We start from the raw sequence: 21430 nt of genomic DNA on the forward strand, positions 1-21430 counted from the left end.
GGTCACGTTCCAGCGAATGGGTATGTGATAGCGTGTTGCTTGTGAGTATCTCGAACTTTCGGTTCGTTTCGTCTTCACAACACCGCAATCTGGCCTCTTTCGAGTCTACAAATTGCTTGGGTGTTATATGGTCAAGCCTCACGGGCAATTAGTACAGGTTAGCTCAACGCCTCACAGCGCTTACACACCCTGCCTATCAACGTCGTAGTCTTCGACGGCCCTTCAGGGAGCTCAAGGCTCCAGTGAGATCTCATCTTGAGGCAAGTTTCCCGCTTAGATGCTTTCAGCGGTTATCTTTTCCGAACATAGCTACCCGGCAATGCCACTGGCGTGACAACCGGAACACCAGAGGTTCGTCCACTCCGGTCCTCTCGTACTAGGAGCAGCCCCTCTCAAATCTCAAACGTCCACGGCAGATAGGGACCGAACTGTCTCACGACGTTCTAAACCCAGCTCGCGTACCACTTTAAATGGCGAACAGCCATACCCTTGGGACCGGCTTCAGCCCCAGGATGTGATGAGCCGACATCGAGGTGCCAAACACCGCCGTCGATATGAACTCTTGGGCGGTATCAGCCTGTTATCCCCGGAGTACCTTTTATCCGTTGAGCGATGGCCCTTCCATACAGAACCACCGGATCACTAAGACCTACTTTCGTACCTGCTCGACGTGTCTGTCTCGCAGTCAAGCGCGCTTTTGCCTTTATACTCTACGACCGATTTCCGACCGGTCTGAGCGCACCTTCGTACTCCTCCGTTACTCTTTAGGAGGAGACCGCCCCAGTCAAACTACCCACCATACACTGTCCTCGATCCGGATAACGGACCTGAGTTAGAACCTCAAAGTTGCCAGGGTGGTATTTCAAGGATGGCTCCACGCAGACTGGCGTCCACGCTTCAAAGCCTCCCACCTATCCTACACAAGCAAATTCAAAGTCCAGTGCAAAGCTATAGTAAAGGTTCACGGGGTCTTTCCGTCTAGCCGCGGATACACTGCATCTTCACAGCGATTTCAATTTCACTGAGTCTCGGGTGGAGACAGCGCCGCCATCGTTACGCCATTCGTGCAGGTCGGAACTTACCCGACAAGGAATTTCGCTACCTTAGGACCGTTATAGTTACGGCCGCCGTTTACCGGGGCTTCGATCAAGAGCTTCGCGTTAGCTAACCCCATCAATTAACCTTCCGGCACCGGGCAGGCGTCACACCCTATACGTCCACTTTCGTGTTTGCAGAGTGCTGTGTTTTTAATAAACAGTCGCAGCGGCCTGGTATCTTCGACCGGCGTGGGCTTACGCAGCAAGTGCTTCACCCTCACCGGCGCACCTTCTCCCGAAGTTACGGTGCCATTTTGCCTAGTTCCTTCACCCGAGTTCTCTCAAGCGCCTTGGTATTCTCTACCCAACCACCTGTGTCGGTTTGGGGTACGGTTCCTGGTTACCTGAAGCTTAGAAGCTTTTCTTGGAAGCATGGCATCAACCACTTCGTCACCCAAAGGGTAACTCGTCATCAGCTCTCGGCCTTGAGATCCCGGATTTACCTAAGATCTCAGCCTACCACCTTAAACTTGGACAACCAACGCCAAGCTGGCCTAGCCTTCTCCGTCCCTCCATCGCAATAACCAGAAGTACAGGAATATTAACCTGTTTTCCATCGACTACGCTTTTCAGCCTCGCCTTAGGGACCGACTAACCCTGCGTCGATTAACGTTGCGCAGGAAACCTTGGTCTTTCGGCGTGGGTGTTTTTCACACCCATTGTCGTTACTCATGTCAGCATTCGCACTTCTGATACCTCCAGCAAGCTTCTCAACTCACCTTCACAGGCTTACAGAACGCTCCTCTACCGCATCACTTACGTGATACCCGTAGCTTCGGTGTATGGTTTGAGCCCCGTTACATCTTCCGCGCAGGCCGACTCGACTAGTGAGCTATTACGCTTTCTTTAAAGGGTGGCTGCTTCTAAGCCAACCTCCTAGCTGTCTAAGCCTTCCCACATCGTTTCCCACTTAACCATAACTTTGGGACCTTAGCTGACGGTCTGGGTTGTTTCCCTTTTCACGACGGACGTTAGCACCCGCCGTGTGTCTCCCATGCTCGGCACTTGTAGGTATTCGGAGTTTGCATCGGTTTGGTAAGTCGGGATGACCCCCTAGCCGAAACAGTGCTCTACCCCCTACAGTGATACATGAGGCGCTACCTAAATAGCTTTCGAGGAGAACCAGCTATCTCCGAGCTTGATTAGCCTTTCACTCCGATCCACAGGTCATCCGCTAACTTTTCAACGGTAGTCGGTTCGGTCCTCCAGTCAGTGTTACCTAACCTTCAACCTGCCCATGGATAGATCGCCCGGTTTCGGGTCTATTCCCAGCGACTAGACGCCCTATTAAGACTCGCTTTCGCTACGCCTCCCCTATTCGGTTAAGCTCGCCACTGAAAATAAGTCGCTGACCCATTATACAAAAGGTACGCAGTCACCCAACAAAGTGGGCTCCCACTGCTTGTACGCATACGGTTTCAGGATCTATTTCACTCCCCTCTCCGGGGTTCTTTTCGCCTTTCCCTCACGGTACTAGTTCACTATCGGTCAGTCAGTAGTATTTAGCCTTGGAGGATGGTCCCCCCATATTCAGACAAAGTTTCTCGTGCTCCGTCCTACTCGATTTCACTTCTAAGATCCTTTCGCGTACAGGGCTATCACCCACTATGGCCGCACTTTCCAGAGCGTTCCGCTAAAATCAAAGAAGCTTAAGGGCTAGTCCCCGTTCGCTCGCCACTACTAAGGGAATCTCGGTTGATTTCTTTTCCTCAGGGTACTTAGATGTTTCAGTTCCCCTGGTTCGCTTCTTGCACCTATGTATTCAGTACAAGATAACCATCTTATGATGGCTGGGTTCCCCCATTCAGACATCTCCGGATCACAGTCTGTTTGCCGACTCCCCGAAGCTTTTCGCAGGCTACCACGTCTTTCATCGCCTCTGACTGCCAAGGCATCCACCGTATGCGCTTCTTCACTTGACCATATAACCCCAAGCAATCTGGTTATACTGTGAAGACGACATTCGCCGAAAATTCGATCTGGCTCTAAGAGCCACTCACAAATTTTACCTTAGCCTGATCCGTTACCAGTGAAAGTAACGTTCAGTCTATCTTTCTATCACATACCCAAATTTTTAAAGAACGATCTAATCAAAAGACTAGAAATCAACATTCATCATCCCGCGGATGGAATGCTCATTTCTAAGCTTTAAACGTTGGAACCAATCTGTAATGGTGGAGCCAAGCGGGATCGAACCGCTGACCTCCTGCGTGCAAGGCAGGCGCTCTCCCAGCTGAGCTATGGCCCCGTATCGCTACAGGGTACACCATGAAATTGGTGGGTCTGGGCAGATTCGAACTGCCGACCTCACCCTTATCAGGGGTGCGCTCTAACCAACTGAGCTACAGACCCAATCGTCTTCTTCAATGAATCAAGCAATTCGTGTGGGAGCTCATGGAGCCGCTGCTGTCGTCGATTAAGGAGGTGATCCAGCCGCAGGTTCCCCTACGGCTACCTTGTTACGACTTCACCCCAGTCATGAATCACACCGTGGTAACCGTCCTCCCGAAGGTTAGACTAGCTACTTCTGGTGCAACCCACTCCCATGGTGTGACGGGCGGTGTGTACAAGGCCCGGGAACGTATTCACCGCGACATTCTGATTCGCGATTACTAGCGATTCCGACTTCACGCAGTCGAGTTGCAGACTGCGATCCGGACTACGATCGGTTTTGTGGGATTAGCTCCACCTCGCGGCTTGGCAACCCTCTGTACCGACCATTGTAGCACGTGTGTAGCCCAGGCCGTAAGGGCCATGATGACTTGACGTCATCCCCACCTTCCTCCGGTTTGTCACCGGCAGTCTCCTTAGAGTGCCCACCATAACGTGCTGGTAACTAAGGACAAGGGTTGCGCTCGTTACGGGACTTAACCCAACATCTCACGACACGAGCTGACGACAGCCATGCAGCACCTGTCTCAATGCTCCCGAAGGCACCAATCCATCTCTGGAAAGTTCATTGGATGTCAAGGCCTGGTAAGGTTCTTCGCGTTGCTTCGAATTAAACCACATGCTCCACCGCTTGTGCGGGCCCCCGTCAATTCATTTGAGTTTTAACCTTGCGGCCGTACTCCCCAGGCGGTCAACTTAATGCGTTAGCTGCGCCACTAAGAGCTCAAGGCTCCCAACGGCTAGTTGACATCGTTTACGGCGTGGACTACCAGGGTATCTAATCCTGTTTGCTCCCCACGCTTTCGCACCTCAGTGTCAGTATCAGTCCAGGTGGTCGCCTTCGCCACTGGTGTTCCTTCCTATATCTACGCATTTCACCGCTACACAGGAAATTCCACCACCCTCTACCATACTCTAGCTCGACAGTTTTGAATGCAGTTCCCAGGTTGAGCCCGGGGATTTCACATCCAACTTAACGAACCACCTACGCGCGCTTTACGCCCAGTAATTCCGATTAACGCTTGCACCCTCTGTATTACCGCGGCTGCTGGCACAGAGTTAGCCGGTGCTTATTCTGTCGGTAACGTCAAAACACTAACGTATTAGGTTAATGCCCTTCCTCCCAACTTAAAGTGCTTTACAATCCGAAGACCTTCTTCACACACGCGGCATGGCTGGATCAGGCTTTCGCCCATTGTCCAATATTCCCCACTGCTGCCTCCCGTAGGAGTCTGGACCGTGTCTCAGTTCCAGTGTGACTGATCATCCTCTCAGACCAGTTACGGATCGTCGCCTTGGTGAGCCATTACCTCACCAACTAGCTAATCCGACCTAGGCTCATCTGATAGCGCAAGGCCCGAAGGTCCCCTGCTTTCTCCCGTAGGACGTATGCGGTATTAGCGTCCGTTTCCGAGCGTTATCCCCCACTACCAGGCAGATTCCTAGGCATTACTCACCCGTCCGCCGCTCGCCACCAGGTACAAGTACCCGTGCTGCCGCTCGACTTGCATGTGTTAGGCCTGCCGCCAGCGTTCAATCTGAGCCATGATCAAACTCTTCAGTTCAAACATCTTTGGGTTTTGAGAAAACCCTAAACTTGGCTCAGCAATCGTTGGTTACATCTTTGATTTCTCGCGGAGTAACTTGTGATGCTGATAATCTGTTGACTAGCAGTCTGACTCCACAAACACCCACACGAATTGCTTGATTCAGTTGTTAAAGAGCGGTGGGTTGAGCCTTTCGTCTCAACCGAGGCGCGCATTCTACAGCGCCCCGTGTATCTGTCAAGCGGTTATTTTAAGAAGTTTTCAAAGTTTCGCTTGGAAATCCTTAACAACTTCAACCACTTGCGCTTTCGATCTCTCGTTAGCGGGAGGCGAATTCTACAGCGTTACTCGCTGCTGTCAACACCTCTTTTTTACCGCTTTCGACCGAGAGGATCGAACCGTCGATAGCGCCCAACAAACCGGCCTACCCACTCCTTCCGTGCTTCGATGAACTGAAGCGAAGCACTTACCGAAACTTGGCTAACTCGTTGAAACTCAAGGAGTTTTCCGTTTCGACTGCGCCGGAAGTGGGGCGAATTATAGACATCCAGAATTTGCCGTCAACCCTTTATTTTCATAATTCTGTCATATCAGTCAGAAACCCCGGAAATACAGAGGCCGACGCCCAGGGGCGCCGGCCTCTTCACTTACAGGTTACAAACTGGGAAATGCAAACTGCGAAGCCTCATGGCTGGCACGCTGCGGCCAGCGTTGGGTAATGGCCTTGCGACGGGTATAAAAACGCACCCCGTCCGGACCATAGGCATGCAAGTCACCAAAAAGTGAACGCTTCCAGCCACCGAAGCTGTGATAGGCGACAGGCACTGGCAATGGAACATTGACGCCAACCATGCCGACTTCAATCTCATCGCAAAACAACCGCGCCGCTTCGCCGTCACGGGTAAAGATGCAGGTGCCGTTGCCATATTCGTGATCGTTGATCAGTTGCATCGCCTCTTCCAAGCTATTGACCCGGACGATACACAGCACCGGCCCGAAGATTTCTTCCTTGTAGATGCGCATCTCAGGCGTCACGCGGTCAAACAGGCAGCCACCCAGGAAAAAGCCTTCCTCGTGCCCAGCAACGCTCAAGCCACGACCATCGACAATCAATGATGCCCCCGCCGACACGCCCTCCTCTATATACCCACTGACCTTGTCGCGGTGCTGCCCGGTAACAAGCGGCCCCATGTCCAGTCCGCAAGAAGTCCCCGCACCGATCTTCAGTGCCTTGACCTGCGGCACCAACTTGGCCACCAGGGCATCCGCTACTTGATCGCCGACACATACCGCTACCGAAATCGCCATGCAGCGCTCACCGCACGAACCGTACGCCGCGCCCATCAAGGCGCTGACTGCGTTGTCCAGATCTGCATCCGGCATCAGCACCGCATGGTTCTTCGCCCCACCCAGCGCCTGGACGCGCTTACCTCGACGAGTACCTTCGGCATAGATGTATTCAGCGATTGGTGTCGACCCGACAAAACTCAGCGCTTTTACCTCCGGCGCCTCGATCAAAGCATCCACCGCCGCCTTGTCGCCATGGACTACGCTCAATACACCTTTGGGCAAACCGGCTTCCAGCAAAAGCTGGGCGATCAGCAGTGTCGAACTCGGATCGCGCTCCGACGGCTTGAGAATGAAACAATTCCCACAGACGATAGCCAGCGGGTACATCCACAACGGCACCATTGCCGGGAAATTGAACGGCGTGATACCCGCCACGACACCTAAAGGCTGGAAATCTGACCAAGCATCGATATTCGGCCCTACATTGCGACTGTATTCGCCCTTCAGGATTTCCGGCGCCGCACAGGCAAACTCAACGTTTTCGATACCCCGTTTGAGTTCCCCCGCCGCGTCTTCCAGGGTCTTGCCGTGTTCTTCGCTGATCAACTGGGCGATGCGCGACTCGTTCTGCTCCAGCAGTTGCTTGAAACGGAACATTACTTGGGCGCGCTTCGCCGCCGGCGTGTTGCGCCAGGCCGGGAAAGCGGCCTTGGCGCCATCGATCGCCTGCTGGACAGTTGCGCGATCCGCCAGCGGTACTTGATGGATTGCCTGGCCGGTGGACGGGTTGAACACATCGGCTGTACGGGCGTTATCGCTCAACAGTTCGCCATTGATCAAATGCGGGATGAGGCTCATGGGGACTCCAGGAAATTGATCACCAGACGCCCATTAACGAGCGTCTCTCTATATAGAAGAAATCAGTCGATCTTGTTCAGCACTTCACCAACTGCGTCGAACAGGCGATCCAGGTCCTGCGGCTTGCTGTTGAACGTCGGCCCGAACTGCAAGGTATCGCCGCCAAAGCGCACATAGAACCCAGCTTTCCACAGTGCCATTCCCGCCTCGAAAGGACGCACGATAGCGTCACCGTCACGGGGGGCGATCTGGATCGCCCCGGCCAAGCCAAAGTTGCGAATATCGATAACGTTTTTCGAGCCTTTCAAGCCATGCAATGCGGTCTCGAAATGCGGCGCCACCTCGGCCACACCCTGCACCAGATTCTCTTTTTGCAGCAGGTCCAACGCCGCCAGTCCCGCCGCGCACGCCACTGGGTGCGCCGAGTACGTATAGCCATGGGGGAATTCCACGGCATATTCAGGCGTCGGCTGGCTCATGAACGTCTGGTAGATTTCGCTGCTGGCAATGACCGCCCCCATCGGAATTGCACCGTTGGTGACTTGCTTGGCGATGCACATCACGTCCGGCGTCACGCCAAAGCTGTCGGCACCAAACATCGCGCCGGTACGACCGAACCCGGTGATCACTTCGTCAAACACCAGCAAAATGTTGTGCTGGTCGCAGATTTCCCGCAGACGCTTCAGGTATCCCTCTGGCGGCACCAGCACACCGGCGGACCCAGCCATCGGCTCGACAAACACGGCGGCGATATTGGAAGCGTCGTGCAGCTCGATCAACTTCAACAGCTCATCGGCCAAGGCGATCCCGCCCTCCTTGGGCATGCCGCGGGAATAGGCGTTACTGGCCAGCAAGGTATGGGGCAAATGATCAACATCCATCATGGCTTGGCCGAACAATTTGCGGTTGCCGCTGACCCCGCCCAGGCTGGTGCCGGCAATATTCACACCGTGATAACCGCGGGCACGACCGATCATCTTGGTCTTGGTGGCCTGCCCCTTGAGGCGCCAATAAGCGCGAACCATCTTCACTGCGGTATCGGCGCACTCGGAACCTGAATCGGTGAAGAACACATGGTTGAGGTTGCCCGGGGTCAGGTTGGTGATCTTTTCCGCCAATTGGAACGACAACGGATGTCCATACTGGAATCCCGGCGAGTAATCGAGCGTGCCCAGTTGCTTGGCGACCGCTTCCTGGATCTCCTTGCGGGTGTGCCCGGCGCCGCATGTCCACAATCCCGACAGCGAATCGTAGACCTTGCGTCCCTTGTCATCGGTCAGCCAGCTACCTTCGGCAGCGACGATCAGGCGAGGGTCGCGTTGGAAATTGCGATTGGCCGTATAAGGCATCCAATGAGCGTCCAGCTTGAGCTGGCTGGCCAGGGAACCGACAGCGTGTTCGGGCATGTTCATCGACAAAACCTCGCAAGACATAAACGGTATGAAATCAGGAGCGTTCTTGCGACTACGTTGCCACGGCGATAAAGTCGGTGAAACCCAGCTTTTCTAACCTTCAGTCAGCGGATTACTAAACTATGAGCATGCGTCGTTCCGATCCGCTGGCCCAGGTCAGCGACTTCGATATCCGCTTGCTGCGCATTTTCCGCAGCGTGGTGGAATGCGGTGGTTTTTCTGCCGCCGAAACGGTCCTCGGGATCGGCCGCTCGGCTATCAGCCAGCAGATGAATGATCTTGAACAACGCCTAGGGCTGCGCTTGTGCCAGCGTGGCCGCGCGGGCTTTTCCCTGACTGAAGAAGGCCGCGAGGTCTATCAGTCGGCGCTGCAACTATTAAGTGCGCTGGAAAGTTTCCGTACCGAGGTCAACGGCCTCCATCAACATTTACGCGGCGAATTGATCATTGGCCTGACGGACAACCTTGTCACCCTGCCGCATATGCGTATCACCCACGCCTTGGCCCAGTTGAAAGAACGCGGGCCAGACGTGCAAATCCAGATTCGCATGATCGCACCCAACGAAGTCGAGCAAGGCGTACTCGACGGTCGCCTTCACGTCGGCGTGGTCCCCCAGGCCAGCGCCCTTTCAGGTCTTGAATACCAACCGCTCTACAGCGAACGCTCGCTGCTGTATTGCGCGGTCGGTCATCCACTGTTTTACGTGGACGACCAGCAACTCGAAGACGCTCGCCTCAATACCCAAGACGCCATCGCGCCAACCTTTCGCTTGCCGGCCGACATCCAGGCCCATTACCAGGCACTGAACTGCACGGCCAGCGCATCGGACCGCGAAGGCATGGCGTTTCTGATTCTCACAGGTCGTTATATCGGTTATCTACCAGATCACTACGCCAATCTCTGGGTACAACAAGGTCGCCTACGCGCGCTCAAACCCTTCGCGCGTTTCTACGACCTGAGCCTGGCATCAGTCACGCGCAAGGGACGTCGCCCTCATTTGGTGCTGGAAAGCTTCCTCGAAAATCTCGCGGCAACACGCTGAATTTCTTCAACGTGCCGCTTTTATAGCCGCAGCACTTGTCTGATCCGCGCCGGTGCGCTATGAACGCATTTGCCCGCACCCACAGACCCAGCCCGGAAACGTCCATGACTTTTGAAGTTCCCGCCCATGGCGGCAAGCCTACCGGCCGCATTCGTCAACAGAACGAAGAGACCATCCTCAGGGCCGCCGAGGATGAGTTCGCTCGTCACGGTTTCAAGGGCACCAGCATGAATACGATTGCCTTGAAGGCTGGATTGCCCAAGGCCAACCTCCACTACTATTTCACCAATAAGCTCGGGCTCTACGTGGCGGTATTGAGCAACATCATCGAGTTATGGGACAGCACGTTCAATTCCCTGACGGCCGAAGACGATCCGGCGCAGGCATTGACCCGCTACATCCGCGCCAAGATGGAGTTCTCGCGGCGCCAACCTCAGGCATCGCGGATCTTCGCCATGGAAGTGATCAGTGGCGGCGAGTGCCTGAGCGAATATTTCAACCAGGACTATCAGGCCTGGTTCAAGGGCCGAGCGGCTGTTTTCCAGGCTTGGATCGATGCAGGAAAAATGGACCCGGTCGATCCGGTGCATCTCATCTTCCTGCTATGGGGCAGCACCCAGCATTATGCCGACTTTGCTACCCAGATCTGCCGCGTGACCGGTCGCAGCAAGCTGACCAAGCAAGACATGATCGACGCTGGCGACAACTTGATCCGTATCATTCTAAAAGGCTGCGGCCTGACACCTGACCTCTCATACAGATCCTAGGACTACATGCCTTATACCCTCGCCGGCTTTTGTGAGTACCGTGAAGAAATCCGCAAAAGCCGTTTCATTACCCTTGCCGCCGCCATCAACAGCCCTGCCGAGGCCCAGGCCTTTATCGAACAGCACAGCGACCTGGCCGCCACGCACAATTGCTGGGCCTGGAAATTCGGCAACCAGTACCGCAGCAGCGACGATGGCGAACCAGGCGGTACCGCCGGACGTCCGATCCTGGCAGCCATCCAGGCCCAAGCCTGCGATCAGGTGGTGGTGCTGGTGATCCGCTGGTACGGCGGAATCCAGCTGGGGACCGGTGGGTTGGCGCGGGCGTACGGCGGCGGTGCAAACAAATGCCTGCAAAACGCCGAGAAGATTGAATTGATCAGCCGCGTGGGGCTGCGCTGCGTTTGCGGGTTCGCGGAACTGGCCCTGGTGAAACTGCGCACAACCGAATGCGGGGGTTTGGTGAACGCCGAGCATTTCACCGCCGATGGTGTAGAGCTTCAATTGGCGGTGGGCGAAGAACACATTGAAACGCTGCAGGCACGGCTGGCCGACCTGAGTCGCGGGCACATACGCCTGGAGCGTGAGACCGCCGTGTGACGGCAAAACGCGGATTTGCCCACACGCGCTGTGCACCCGCTTGTGGATAACCTGGGCGTACCACGCTGTAACCCTTCTGTCATGCGGCTTTCGGGAATTTGTACATTTTTCGTACAGGGGCATCCAGACTTCAGAGATCCGTCAGCAAAACAATCACTTGCGGCGCTTTATCACCTTTAGAAGAAAGCCGCACGGGGCTTATTCCCGACCTTGGAGCTTGCGCACAATTACTGTGGAACAAGCTGTGGATAACCCGTTCATGGGTCCAGCAGCCTCAGTAACGGCATGGACCGCAGCCGCTTGATCAATTTTTAATCAATCGATACGTGATACAAACCCGACGCGTTGCGTCACGAGTTGAAACAACGGCTCGGGCAACGTTGTCCATTAAATCCATGGCCTTTTCTTTCAAGGATGCCTTCATGAATTCGGCGAAAAATGCATTGATCATCGGTGCTTCCAGGGGCTTGGGCCTGGGTTTGGTAAAGACGTTGCTCAGCGACGGCTGGAACGTCACTGCTACCGTGCGCAACCCGCAGCACGCGGACGCCTTGAAAGCGCTGGGTCCGGTGCGAATCGAAAGGCTCGACATGGACGACCAGCAAGCCGTCATCGCCTTGAGCCAGCAACTCAAGGGCGAAATCTTCGACTTGCTGTTCGTCAACGCCGGCGTAAAGGGCCCGGCCAATCAGAACCCTGGCGGCGCAACGCTGGCGGAGGTGGGCCAATTGTTCTTCACCAACGCAGTGGCACCGATCAATCTGGCCCAGCGCTTCGTCGGGCAGATTCGCGAACGTAGCGGCGTGCTGGCTTTCATGAGCTCCGTACTGGGCAGCGTGACCATGCCCGACGCGCCGGAACTGGCGTTGTACAAGGCAAGCAAAGCCGCCCTCAACTCAATGACCAACAGTTTCGTCAGTCAATTGGGCGAGCAGTCGCTGACCGTACTGTCCCTGCATCCGGGCTGGGTGAAGACCGACATGGGCGGTGAAGGTGCCGAGATAGACGTCCCGACCAGTACCCGTGGGCTGATCGACCAGGTCAATGCCTTCACCGGCAAGGGCGGGCATCACTTCGTCAATTACAGGGGCGAGACGATTCCCTGGTAAACGCCACCCATTACGTCGCCGGGTACTGGATATGTGCCGAACAACCTGAGTAAACTCCGACCCGCGCCCTCCCATGGCGCCCCTGGATCAGCAGACAGGGCATCACTGAGCTGGCTAACCTGAACCCACTTTCAGAGGAGCCGGCCATCATGCCTGCGACCCGTACCTGGTTAAAAAATCCCCTCGCCGTCTTCACGGCCAACGGCCTCGATGCCCGTGGCGGTCTCGTCCTGCAGGACGGTGCGATCGTCGAACTGCTGGGCCTCGGCCAGCAACCCGGCCAGCCCTGCGACCTAGTCTTTGACGCCCGCGATCATGTAATCCTGCCTGGGCTGATCAACACTCATCACCACTTCTATCAGACCCTCACCCGCGCCTGGGCACCGGTGGTCAACCAGCCGCTATTCCCTTGGTTGAAAACCCTCTATCCCGTATGGGCACGACTGACGCCGGAAAAACTCGCCCTGGCAAGCAAGGTGGCGCTGGCTGAACTGCTGCTCTCAGGCTGCACGACGGCGGCCGATCATCATTATCTGTTCCCGCAAGGCCTGGAAAATGCGATCGATGTGCAGGTTCAAAGCGTTCGCGAGCTGGGCATGCGCGCAATGCTGACTCGCGGCTCCATGAGCCTGGGCGAAGCCGACGGTGGCTTGCCGCCGCAACAGACCGTCCAGCAGGGCCAGGTGATTCTCGACGACAGCCAGCGATTGATTGCCCGCTATCACCAACGAGGCGATGGCGCGCAGATCCAGATTGCCTTGGCGCCGTGCTCGCCGTTTTCAGTCACGCCCGAGATCATGAGCGCCAGCGCCGAACTTGCGGAAAAACTCGACGTACGCCTGCACACGCACCTGGCCGAGACCCTCGACGAAGAAGATTTCTGCCTGCAACGCTTCGGCCTGCGCACCGTCGATTACCTGGACAGCGTCGGCTGGCTGGGCCCGCGCACCTGGCTGGCCCATGGCATTCATTTCAATCCGGACGAAATCGTCCGTCTCGGCGCCGCCGGCACCGGTATCTGTCATTGCCCCAGCTCGAACATGCGCCTGGCCTCGGGGATCTGTCCGACGCTTGAACTCACTGCCGCCGGCGCCCCGCTGGGCCTGGGGGTTGACGGCTCAGCCTCCAATGATGCCTCGAACATGATCCTGGAAGCCCGCCAAGCGCTCTACATCCAGCGCCTGCGCTACGGCGCACAAGCAATCACACCGGAACGGGTACTGGGCTGGGCGACCCGGGGTTCGGCGCAATTGCTGGGGCGCAGCGACATCGGCGAATTGGCGGTGGGCAAGCAGGCTGACCTGGCGTTATTCAAACTTGATGAGTTGCGCTTTTCCGGCAGCCACGACCCGATCTCGGCACTGCTGCTGTGCGGTGCTGATCGGGCGGATCGAGTGATGGTTGCAGGCGAGTGGCGTGTGATCGACGGACAGATCGAAGGCCTCGACCTGAAAGGGTTGATTGCCGATCACAGCCAGGCCGCGCGGGAGTTGATTGCGGCATCGTGACCCAATCAAAGGACGAATGTGGCAGCGAGTCTGCTCGCTCCCACAAGGATTCTGACAAGCTAAAGGCCCAGCAACGACAACATCACAAACGTCGCAAACAACACAAAATGGGTCATCCCCTCGATGGCGTTGGTTTCGCCATCGTTGAGGTTGATGGCGCTGACGATCAGGGTGATGAAAATCATCACCGTCTGCACCGGCGTCATCGCCATCTGAAAAGGTTGCCCGGTGTAGAGCGCCATCGCTTCCATCACCGGCACGGTCAGGATCACGGTGGACAACGACGCCCCCAGCGCGATGTTGACCACCGACTGCATGCGATTGGCCAAGGCTGCGCGCAGGGCCGTGAGGATCTCCGGCGCAGCGGAGATGGCCGCCACCAGGATTGCCGTGACCACCGGCGGCGCGCCGGAGCCCTCCAGCCCCAGGTCGATGGCTTTGGACATGACTTCTGCCAGCGCACCGATTACCACTACGCCAAACACCAATGCGCCGATGGAAAATGCCAGGCTGATGGGTTTCGGCTCGGTTTCCACGGGCTCTTTCCTGCGGCGCTTTTGCGGGTAGCTGTAGCTGAAAAAATAGCTGTGGGGTCCCACCTGCATCCGTAGGAACAAGGTATACAACACGACCATCGCGCCGATGGTGAACGCCGAATAATGTTTCCAGTTTTCCTGTGGAATGAACTCCGGCACCACCATCGACACGCCCATGGCGGTGAGAATCATCACGCTGTAGGTGCGCGCCGAGTCATCGTTATAGACCTGCTCGCCATGCTTGAGCCCCCCCATCAAAGCCGCGAGCCCGAGAATGCCGTTGATGTCGAGCATGACCGCAGAATAAATCGTGTCTCGTACCAGGGTGGGTGATGCCTCGTTACTCATCATGATCGCCAGGATCACGACTTCCACCAGCACCGCCGACAAGGTCAGGATCATGGTGCCGTAGGGATCGCCAACCTTTTCCGCCAACAGTTCCGCGTGATGAGCAACGCGCATGGACGCAGAAACAATAAAACCGATCAGCACCAACCCACTCGCCAGCGCCACGGCCTGCCCGCTGCCCAGAAACCAATGTTCAAGCGGGTAGGCGACGAAGGCGGCGAGCAGGGCCAACAACAGCAGTTTTTCTTGCTTGATCAACGAGAACATCGTGGGCCTGGCAATGGACGGGTCATGAGCTACTAGACTGTGACGGGCCGGGAACGTTTCGTGCGGATGCGGCCTGCGTAGTGGATCAGCCGGTCAGGTTTTACCAGACATCGGCGCCTACCCCTGTAGAATGCCCGCCATCGATTCGCTGATGAGAAAAAGACATGTACGACTGGCTGAACACCTTGCCCAAGGCTGAACTGCACCTGCACCTGGAAGGCTCGCTGGAGCCCGAGTTGCTGTTTGCCCTGGCCGAACGCAACAAGATCGCCTTGCCATGGAACGACGTTGACACCCTGCGCCAGGCCTACGCCTTCAACAACCTGCAGGAATTTCTCGACCTGTACTACCAGGGCGCCGACGTGCTGCGCACCTCCCAGGATTTCTATGACCTGACCTGGGCCTACCTGCTGCGTTGCAAGGCGCAGAACGTGATCCACACCGAACCGTTCTTCGATCCCCAGACCCACACCGATCGCGGCATTCCATTCGAAGTGGTGCTCAACGGCATCGCCGCCGCCCTCAAGGACGGCGAACAGCAACTGGGCATCACCAGCGGCCTGATCCTGAGTTTCCTGCGCCACCTGAGCGAAGAACAGGCCGAGCAGACCCTCGACCAGGCGCTGCCGTTCCGTGACGCGTTCGTGGCCGTCGGCCTCGACAGCTCGGAGATGGGCCATCCACCAAGCAAATTCCAGCGGGTGTTCGACCGCGCGCGAAACGAAGGTTTCCTGACCGTCGCCCACGCTGGCGAGGAAGGTCCGCCCGAGTACATCTGGGAAGCCTTGGACCTGCTGAAGATCCAGCGCATCGACCACGGCGTTCGGGCAATCGAAGATGAACGGCTGATGCAGCGAATCATCGACGAGCAAATCCCGCTGACGGTGTGCCCGTTGTCCAACACCAAGCTCTGCGTGTTCGACGACATGTCGCAGCACAACATCCTCGATATGCTCGAACGCGGCGTGAAGGTAACGGTGAACTCCGATGACCCGGCGTATTTCGGCGGCTACGTCACCGAAAACTTCCATGCGCTGCATACGCATTTGGGCATGACTCAAGACCAGGCCAAGCGCTTGGCGCAAAACAGCCTGGATGCGCGACTGGTAAAACCTTAAGCCCGTCTCAACGCCTGTGGAAGCGAGCTTGCTCGCGATGGCGGTCGATCATTCAACATTGATGTTGGCTGACCCGGCGCTATCGCGAGCAAGCTCGCTCCCACAGGAGGCTGTGTTCAGTCAGCGACATTCGCTTCGCTCAACTCCTCCAGCGTTTTGCCCCGCGTCTCCATTCCGTACAACCAGACCACACCCGCCGCCACCGCAAAGCACAGCGCGCCCAGGGCAAACACACCGCCTTGCCCGGTGATCGGAAATACCAACCCTGTTACCAAGGGGCCAAGCAGCGAACCGATGCGTCCGACCGCCGAGGCAAAGCCCGATCCCGTGGCTCTCGCGGAGGTGGGGTAAAGCTCCGGTGTATAGGTATAAAGCACCGCCCACATGCCGAACAGGAAGAACTGCATCAACAGTCCGGTGCTTATCAGCAGGCCCACGTTGCCGCCAAACACCGCGCTCTGGCCATACAGAAATGCCATGACCCCGCCGCCCAGCAGCGTGATGATGCACACCGGCTTGCGCCCCCAACGTTCCACCAGCCAGGCCGCCATCAGGAAACCGGGGATCCCGCCCAGGGAAATCAGAACCGTGTAGTAGACCGACTGCGTCACCGCAAAACCCGATTGCTGCAACAAGGCGCTGAGCCAGGACGTCAGGCCGTAGAACCCGAGCAGGGCGAAGAACCAGACGCTCCAGATCATCACGGTGCGTTGGCGATACAACGGTGACCAAATCTGCGCCAGGGCCGAGAAAAAGTTGCCAGGCACGGTCGCCAGCCTCGGCAGGCGAATGGGCTCGGGCAAATCGTGCGTGCCCAGCGAGGCGCGGACTTTGTCTTCGATCCGCTTGAGCACGGCATCCGCTTCATCGCCCCGGCCAGCCTGCTCCAGCCAACGCGGCGATTCGGGAATGAAAAAACGAATCACCAGAACGAAGACCGCCGGCACCGCCAATACCAGGAAAATGTCACGCCAGCCGATCACCGGCAGGAGGAAATACGACAACACGCCCGCCGCCACAAAGCCCAGCGGCCAGAAGCCGTCCATCAAGGCGATGTAGCGTCCACGGCGCTTCGCTGGAATAAGCTCCGAAAGCATCGACTGGGCGATTGGAAACTCCATGCCCATGCCGACGCCCAACAGGACACGAAACAACGTCAATGTCTCGATGTCCTGGGCGGTGGAACACAGGTAACTGGCCACCCCCCACAGTACGATGCTCCACTGGAACACCGGCTTTCGCCCAAACCGATCGGCCAACATGCCCGACAGCGAGGCGCCCACCACCATGCCAAAAAAGCTCGAGCTGGCCAGCAGCCCTGCCTGGGCCGAACTCAGGCCGAACTCGGTTTTGATCGACCCCAGCAAGAACGTCATCATGGCCAGGTCCATGGAGTCGAAGAAAAACGCCAAGGCGATGATGATGAATATGACCCGGTGATAGCCGCTGATGGGCAATCGCTCCAGTCGTTCCGCGGCACTGTAAACGTGAGTGTCCATTGCATTCCCCAATCCGAAAGAACCCCAGACCGAGTGTGCGCGAACCTCACAGGCGACTATTGCTGATAGCGACCTGCCGACAGCCCTAGAGCGCCATTTCCAAGGTGTCCTGCCTGGCGAACCGATGGATTTCCTGCTGGCCGAGGGTGGTCACCTGCAGGGCCCTCGAGTCATTTGGAAGGCTCAGCCAACCCGATTGCATGAACAACTGCAGCAACGCAGCCCCCAGCGCGCCACCCAAGTGCGGGCGCCGCTCACTCCAATCGGGGCAGGGGCAAGCAATGCGCGCGTTGCGATGAGCCAGTGCCTGGATGAACAGGCCACGCCCGGCCAACTGGTTCGCGCCCTTGTGCGTGACGATTACCCGCTGCTCAACCTGTTCAAGCCATCCGGCATCCAACAATCGCTGATACAGATCCGCCGCCAGGGTACCGCCCAGATGATCATCGCAAAGCCTGGCGCGCATCAGCGAAGCCGGTGCCGTCGGTGCCTTGGTTGGCATGAGGCCGCGTTTGAAAACTTCTGGAACCTGTCGCGGCGTGCTGGCAAGGGTTGCACTCGCCAACGCCTCGACGGCGGCACCGATCTCGGGGGCCGCCAGGCGAAAAAAACGCTTGCGGCCGCGGACTTCGACTTTCAACAGACCGCCCGTGGATAACCGCCCCAGGTGGGCGTTGGCCGAAGAGGGCGAAAGCCCGGCCAGCAAAGCCAATTCATCGGCCTGTCGGGCCGTACCATCCATCAACGCCCACATCATCGCGCTACGCTTTGGGTCGGCCAGCAGCGTGGCAATCTGGCTGATGCAAGGTGCATGTTCCATGTATTCACTCCCTGTTGAATCGTCTGTCTACTGCTTTGGGGCATATTGACCCGTAAGAAGGTGCCGCCCAAAGCGGCTGACCGCCTGGAAGACCGGCATGCCCGTGCGGACTTCGCTTGCCGTCGTGCCCGTTTCAACGCTGACACAGGCGGCCGCTAGTATAAGCGTGCGGATCAAGGTTTCCTGTCCTCCAGAAACCTTTGGAGGCGATTGTGCGTGAGGGAAAAATCTCTATTTGCCCGCGACTAATGGTCATTATCAAAAAAACACTGAAAGAGCCTGTTGGTTTGGCCGCTTTTACCCCGCCCCCAAATCGCCAAACATGGGCGCCATCGTCCCTGCTCACGGAGCCGCTTCATGAAAGCCATCGCCTATTACCAATCACTGCCCATCAGCGATCCTCGCGCGCTGCAAGACGTCGAGCTGCCGGAGCCGGTTGCCGGCCCGAGAGACTTGCTGGTGGAGGTCAAGGCCATCTCGGTCAACCCCGTCGATACCAAGGTTCGGCAGAACGTGCAGCCAGAAGGCGGTGCCGGCAAGGTATTGGGCTGGGACGTGGCTGGAGTCGTCAAGGCCGTGGGCAGCGAAGTCACGCTGTTCGAGGCTGGCGACAAGGTGTTCTACGCCGGATCCATCGCCAGGGCCGGTGGCAACAGCGAAATGCATGTGGTGGATGAGCGTATCGTCGGCCACATGCCCAAGACCCTCGGTTTCGCCGAAGCCGCCGCGCTGCCGCTCACGGCGATCACCGCCTGGGAACTACTGTTCGACCGGCTGCAGATAAAAGAAGGCCAGGATGACCAGGGCCAGACCCTGCTGATTGTCGGCGCCGCCGGGGGCGTGGGTTCGATCCTGACGCAACTGGCCAGCCAGCTCACCGGCCTCAAGGTCATCGGTACCGCGTCCCGACCGCAGACAGTGGATTGGGTGCGTGACCTGGGTGCCGACCTGGTGGTCGATCACAGCCAGCCGCTGAGCGAAGTCCTCAAGCAGGCAGGCCAGGCTCAAGTGACCCACGTGGCCAGCCTGACCCAGACCGACCAGCACCTGGATCAATTGGTCGAAGCCTTGGCGCCCCAAGGCAAGCTGGCCCTCATCGACGACCCGAAATCCCTGGACGTGACCAAGCTCAAGCGCAAGAGCCTGTCCTTGCATTGGGAGTTCATGTACACCCGTTCCCTGTTCGAGACAGCCGACATGCTTGAACAGCACAAGCTGCTCAATCGCGTGGCGGGATTGATCGACGCCGGCACCTTGAAAACAACGGTGGGCGAACATTTTGGCGTGATCAATGCAGAGAACCTGCGCCGAGCCCACGCATTGCTTGAAAGTGGGAAGGCCAAGGGTAAGATCGTGCTTGAAGGATTCTGATGCCGGGCAGTCGCCCGTGGCGAGGGAGCTTGCTCCCTCGCCACATAAGCCTGCACCGTCAGTCCGACAATTGACCGTTGTCACAACTGCGCTCGCAATCGGGTCTACACTCGAGGCCTTTGCAACGCAATCTTTTACACGAGGAGGTCAGCAATGAAGATCCTGATAAAAGAGGGGGCAAAATCTCAATGGCAAGTGCGCCTTGACCAGCATGTCGTGACCTTTCGCTCCGAAGCCGAAGCCCAGGCTTTCGCGAACACCCTGCAAGCGCGCATTCGAGCGCCCCATCACTTTCCCGAACATCAGCAGCGCGCGGCCGGTTGAATCAGCTTCGCTGACTCGCCTGGGCAAGCGCCAAAGCGTTTTGCAGACGACGGGTCAGCATTGCCGCGCCGACCACCAACAATCCACAAAGGCTGATGACGATCGCCATCGGCACCGCCGTGCCGTCATGTAGCGCTGCCACCAACGCGGCGGCACCCGCAGCGACGGAAAACTGCAGGCATCCCAACATGGCCGAGGCGCTCCCCGCCCGGGCACCCTGCCCGTTCATGGCGCAAGCCGACGCATTGGGGATGATGCAACCCAGACTGGCGATGCAAATAAAGAGCGGGATCAACAACGGCCACAACCGCTCCGGCTGGAAGGCGCTGATGGCCAACAAACTCAGCCCGGCAATCCAATAGACCCAGACCGCGCGGGCCAGCAGGAAGGCCGGACCGCGTTTGGACAACAGCCTGGCATTGACTTGCGCCACCAGGATGAAGCCCGCCGCGTTGGTACCAAACAGCCAGCCAAAGTGCTCAGCGGGCACGCCATAGAGCTTGATGAAAACGAACGGCGAACCGGCGATGTAGGCAAACATCCCGGCAATCGCGATGCCGCCTGTCAAGGCATGACCAAGGAAAACAGAGTCCTTGAGAAGGCGACCGTATTGGCGCAATGCCCCGGACAACGGTTGCCGAGGCACATGCTCAGGCAGGCTTTCCGGCAACCACAAGGCAACCGCCGTCGCCGCAAGCGCACTGAACAACGTCAACCCAATGAAAATGGATTGCCAACCGTAAACGTTCACCAGCAGGCCGCCAAGCATCGGCGCGAGGATCGGCGCCAGGCCCATTACCAGCATCAACTGCGAAAACACCTTGGCCGAGCCCACTGCGTCGCATTTGTCGCTGACCACCGCCCGGGAAATCACCATTCCCGCGCATCCGCCCAAGGCCTGCACGAAGCGGGCGCCGATCAGCCATTCGAGGCTTGGCGCGTAGGCGCAGGCCAGGGATGCCACGGTGAACAAGCCGACCCCCGCCAGCAGCGGGATACGCCGTCCGAAGCGATCCGCCACCGGCCCGTAGGCCAGTTGGCCGAGGGACAGCCCGAGGAAATAAGCCGCCAGGGTCAGTTGGATATGTTTTTCATCGGTGCCAAAAGCGATTGCCATCGCCGGGAACGCCGGCAGATAAAAATCGATCGCCAAGGGACCGAAAGCGCTCAAGGCGCCAAGAATCAGAATGGTACGGAGGTTCATCAGGCGTCCAGATCAGCGTCAGTCGGCAGCCCGACAGTTTAGCCGGGCTGAGCGCTCTTGAACATTCCGATAGGTCGCTAACGATTAAGAATCTCAGGCGGGACTGGCTTCGTAGCCCTCCTCCCTTATCGCATCGATCACCGTCTTCTGCGGCAACGTGCTTTGGACCTGGACGGTCCCAGCCCCCAGATCCACTTGCACCCGCGCGGTTGGATCCTGAGCCTGCACAGCCTGGGTAACGGCCTTTACGCAATGACCGCAAGACATTCCTCGAACATTGAAGATTTGCATGAAATGACTCCTTGGGATTGGAATTGACCA

General features: G+C 57.6%; 15 protein-coding genes, 2 tRNA genes and 2 rRNA genes. 8 read left to right on the forward strand and 11 right to left on the reverse strand.

Annotation, left to right across the window (positions count from 1 at the left end; translation table 11 throughout):
- Nucleotides 1-127: 127 nt before the first annotated feature.
- From DOCECA_RS18965 to DOCECA_RS18990, 6 genes are all read right to left on the reverse strand, one after another.
- Nucleotides 128-3019, reverse strand: a 23S ribosomal RNA gene (locus DOCECA_RS18965).
- Between the two features lie 250 nt (nucleotides 3020-3269).
- Nucleotides 3270-3345: transfer RNA gene (locus DOCECA_RS18970), tRNA-Ala, on the reverse strand.
- 27 nt (nucleotides 3346-3372) lie between these two features.
- Nucleotides 3373-3449: transfer RNA gene (locus DOCECA_RS18975), tRNA-Ile, on the reverse strand.
- Nucleotides 3450-3514: 65 nt separating this feature from the next.
- Nucleotides 3515-5053, reverse strand: a 16S ribosomal RNA gene (locus DOCECA_RS18980).
- Together the 16S and 23S rRNA genes with 2 tRNA genes alongside form the textbook arrangement of a ribosomal RNA operon.
- A gap of 636 nt (nucleotides 5054-5689) precedes the next feature.
- A complete protein-coding gene (locus DOCECA_RS18985; protein WP_420766312.1) occupies nucleotides 5690-7183 on the reverse strand; it encodes a CoA-acylating methylmalonate-semialdehyde dehydrogenase in 1494 nt (497 codons plus the stop codon).
- A 62-nt stretch (nucleotides 7184-7245) separates the two neighbouring features.
- The gene (locus tag DOCECA_RS18990; RefSeq protein ID WP_420766311.1) at nucleotides 7246-8595 is read right to left on the reverse strand and encodes an aspartate aminotransferase family protein; all 1350 of its coding nucleotides are present in this window, start codon (nucleotides 8593-8595) and stop codon (nucleotides 7246-7248) included.
- Between the two features lie 122 nt (nucleotides 8596-8717).
- Between DOCECA_RS18990 and DOCECA_RS18995 the strand changes: the two genes are divergently transcribed.
- The 5 genes from DOCECA_RS18995 to DOCECA_RS19015 all read left to right on the forward strand — a co-directional run bounded on the left by DOCECA_RS18995 (nucleotide 8718) and on the right by DOCECA_RS19015 (nucleotide 13622).
- Nucleotides 8718-9638, forward strand: coding sequence for a LysR family transcriptional regulator (locus DOCECA_RS18995; protein WP_434560819.1), 921 nt, complete (start codon nucleotides 8718-8720; stop codon nucleotides 9636-9638).
- A 104-nt stretch (nucleotides 9639-9742) separates the two neighbouring features.
- Nucleotides 9743-10405 carry a TetR/AcrR family transcriptional regulator gene (locus tag DOCECA_RS19000; protein ID WP_420766309.1) on the forward strand — a complete coding sequence of 221 codons (663 nt, stop codon included), beginning with the start codon at nucleotides 9743-9745 and terminating at the stop codon, nucleotides 10403-10405.
- A 6-nt stretch (nucleotides 10406-10411) separates the two neighbouring features.
- The gene (locus DOCECA_RS19005; protein ID WP_420766308.1) at nucleotides 10412-11005 is read left to right on the forward strand and encodes an IMPACT family protein; all 594 of its coding nucleotides are present in this window, start codon (nucleotides 10412-10414) and stop codon (nucleotides 11003-11005) included.
- A gap of 422 nt (nucleotides 11006-11427) precedes the next feature.
- Nucleotides 11428-12114, forward strand: a complete 687-nt coding sequence (locus tag DOCECA_RS19010; RefSeq protein WP_420766307.1) for an SDR family oxidoreductase — start codon at nucleotides 11428-11430, stop codon at nucleotides 12112-12114.
- A 149-nt stretch (nucleotides 12115-12263) separates the two neighbouring features.
- Complete coding sequence (locus tag DOCECA_RS19015) at nucleotides 12264-13622, forward strand: 8-oxoguanine deaminase (RefSeq protein WP_434607929.1); 1359 nt, start codon at nucleotides 12264-12266, stop codon at nucleotides 13620-13622.
- A gap of 59 nt (nucleotides 13623-13681) precedes the next feature.
- Here DOCECA_RS19015 and DOCECA_RS19020 read toward each other — a convergent pair whose 3' ends face one another.
- Entirely contained in the window at nucleotides 13682-14773 is a 1092-nt protein-coding gene (locus DOCECA_RS19020; RefSeq protein ID WP_420766305.1) for a calcium:proton antiporter, read from the reverse strand.
- A 164-nt stretch (nucleotides 14774-14937) separates the two neighbouring features.
- Here DOCECA_RS19020 and DOCECA_RS19025 point away from each other — a divergent pair, with 164 nt between their 5' ends.
- A complete protein-coding gene (locus tag DOCECA_RS19025) occupies nucleotides 14938-15891 on the forward strand; it encodes an adenosine deaminase (RefSeq protein WP_445570931.1) in 954 nt (317 codons plus the stop codon).
- Nucleotides 15892-16007: 116 nt separating this feature from the next.
- On the opposite strand, the gene DOCECA_RS19030 is transcribed toward DOCECA_RS19025, so the two are convergent.
- Both DOCECA_RS19030 and DOCECA_RS19035 read right to left on the reverse strand, forming a co-directional pair.
- Nucleotides 16008-17390, reverse strand: a complete 1383-nt coding sequence (locus tag DOCECA_RS19030; protein WP_434560827.1) for an MFS transporter — start codon at nucleotides 17388-17390, stop codon at nucleotides 16008-16010.
- Nucleotides 17391-17475: 85 nt separating this feature from the next.
- Nucleotides 17476-18210 (reverse strand): ArsR/SmtB family transcription factor, encoded by a 735-nt coding sequence (locus DOCECA_RS19035; RefSeq protein WP_420766302.1) that lies wholly within the window; start codon nucleotides 18208-18210, stop codon nucleotides 17476-17478.
- 357 nt (nucleotides 18211-18567) lie between these two features.
- Here DOCECA_RS19035 and DOCECA_RS19040 point away from each other — a divergent pair, with 357 nt between their 5' ends.
- Together DOCECA_RS19040 and DOCECA_RS19045 are read left to right on the forward strand one after the other, a co-directional pair.
- Nucleotides 18568-19581: a zinc-binding alcohol dehydrogenase family protein gene (locus DOCECA_RS19040; RefSeq protein WP_445570932.1), complete on the forward strand. Its 1014-nt coding sequence runs from the start codon at nucleotides 18568-18570 to the stop codon at nucleotides 19579-19581.
- A gap of 153 nt (nucleotides 19582-19734) precedes the next feature.
- Nucleotides 19735-19905 carry a hypothetical protein gene (locus DOCECA_RS19045; protein ID WP_445570933.1) on the forward strand — a complete coding sequence of 57 codons (171 nt, stop codon included), beginning with the start codon at nucleotides 19735-19737 and terminating at the stop codon, nucleotides 19903-19905.
- Nucleotide 19906: 1 nt separating this feature from the next.
- Here DOCECA_RS19045 and DOCECA_RS19050 read toward each other — a convergent pair whose 3' ends face one another.
- The gene (locus tag DOCECA_RS19050; RefSeq protein ID WP_420766299.1) at nucleotides 19907-21109 is read right to left on the reverse strand and encodes a multidrug effflux MFS transporter; all 1203 of its coding nucleotides are present in this window, start codon (nucleotides 21107-21109) and stop codon (nucleotides 19907-19909) included.
- A 93-nt stretch (nucleotides 21110-21202) separates the two neighbouring features.
- Nucleotides 21203-21400: a heavy-metal-associated domain-containing protein gene (locus tag DOCECA_RS19055; protein ID WP_434649049.1), complete on the reverse strand. Its 198-nt coding sequence runs from the start codon at nucleotides 21398-21400 to the stop codon at nucleotides 21203-21205.
- Nucleotides 21401-21430: the final 30 nt, after the last annotated feature.

It is taken from the genome of Pseudomonas sp. E102 (genome assembly GCF_052660185.1).

Excerpts from the sequence above, each read along its gene's own strand:
- DOCECA_RS18985 (WP_420766312.1), bottom strand. The coding sequence starts at position 7,183 with ATGAGCCTCATCCCGCATTTGATCAATGGCGAACTGTTGAGCGATAAC.
- DOCECA_RS18990 (WP_420766311.1), bottom strand. The coding sequence starts at position 8,595 with ATGAACATGCCCGAACACGCTGTCGGTTCCCTGGCCAGCCAGCTCAAG.
- DOCECA_RS18995 (WP_434560819.1), top strand. The coding sequence starts at position 8,718 with ATGAGCATGCGTCGTTCCGATCCGCTGGCCCAGGTCAGCGACTTCGAT.
- DOCECA_RS19000 (WP_420766309.1), top strand. The coding sequence starts at position 9,743 with ATGACTTTTGAAGTTCCCGCCCATGGCGGCAAGCCTACCGGCCGCATT.
- DOCECA_RS19005 (WP_420766308.1), top strand. The coding sequence starts at position 10,412 with ATGCCTTATACCCTCGCCGGCTTTTGTGAGTACCGTGAAGAAATCCGC.
- DOCECA_RS19010 (WP_420766307.1), top strand. The coding sequence starts at position 11,428 with ATGAATTCGGCGAAAAATGCATTGATCATCGGTGCTTCCAGGGGCTTG.
- DOCECA_RS19015 (WP_434607929.1), top strand. The coding sequence starts at position 12,264 with ATGCCTGCGACCCGTACCTGGTTAAAAAATCCCCTCGCCGTCTTCACG.
- DOCECA_RS19020 (WP_420766305.1), bottom strand. The coding sequence starts at position 14,773 with ATGTTCTCGTTGATCAAGCAAGAAAAACTGCTGTTGTTGGCCCTGCTC.
- DOCECA_RS19025 (WP_445570931.1), top strand. The coding sequence starts at position 14,938 with ATGTACGACTGGCTGAACACCTTGCCCAAGGCTGAACTGCACCTGCAC.
- DOCECA_RS19030 (WP_434560827.1), bottom strand. The coding sequence starts at position 17,390 with ATGGACACTCACGTTTACAGTGCCGCGGAACGACTGGAGCGATTGCCC.
- DOCECA_RS19035 (WP_420766302.1), bottom strand. The coding sequence starts at position 18,210 with ATGGAACATGCACCTTGCATCAGCCAGATTGCCACGCTGCTGGCCGAC.
- DOCECA_RS19040 (WP_445570932.1), top strand. The coding sequence starts at position 18,568 with ATGAAAGCCATCGCCTATTACCAATCACTGCCCATCAGCGATCCTCGC.
- DOCECA_RS19045 (WP_445570933.1), top strand. The coding sequence starts at position 19,735 with ATGAAGATCCTGATAAAAGAGGGGGCAAAATCTCAATGGCAAGTGCGC.
- DOCECA_RS19050 (WP_420766299.1), bottom strand. The coding sequence starts at position 21,109 with ATGAACCTCCGTACCATTCTGATTCTTGGCGCCTTGAGCGCTTTCGGT.
- DOCECA_RS19055 (WP_434649049.1), bottom strand. The coding sequence starts at position 21,400 with ATGCAAATCTTCAATGTTCGAGGAATGTCTTGCGGTCATTGCGTAAAG.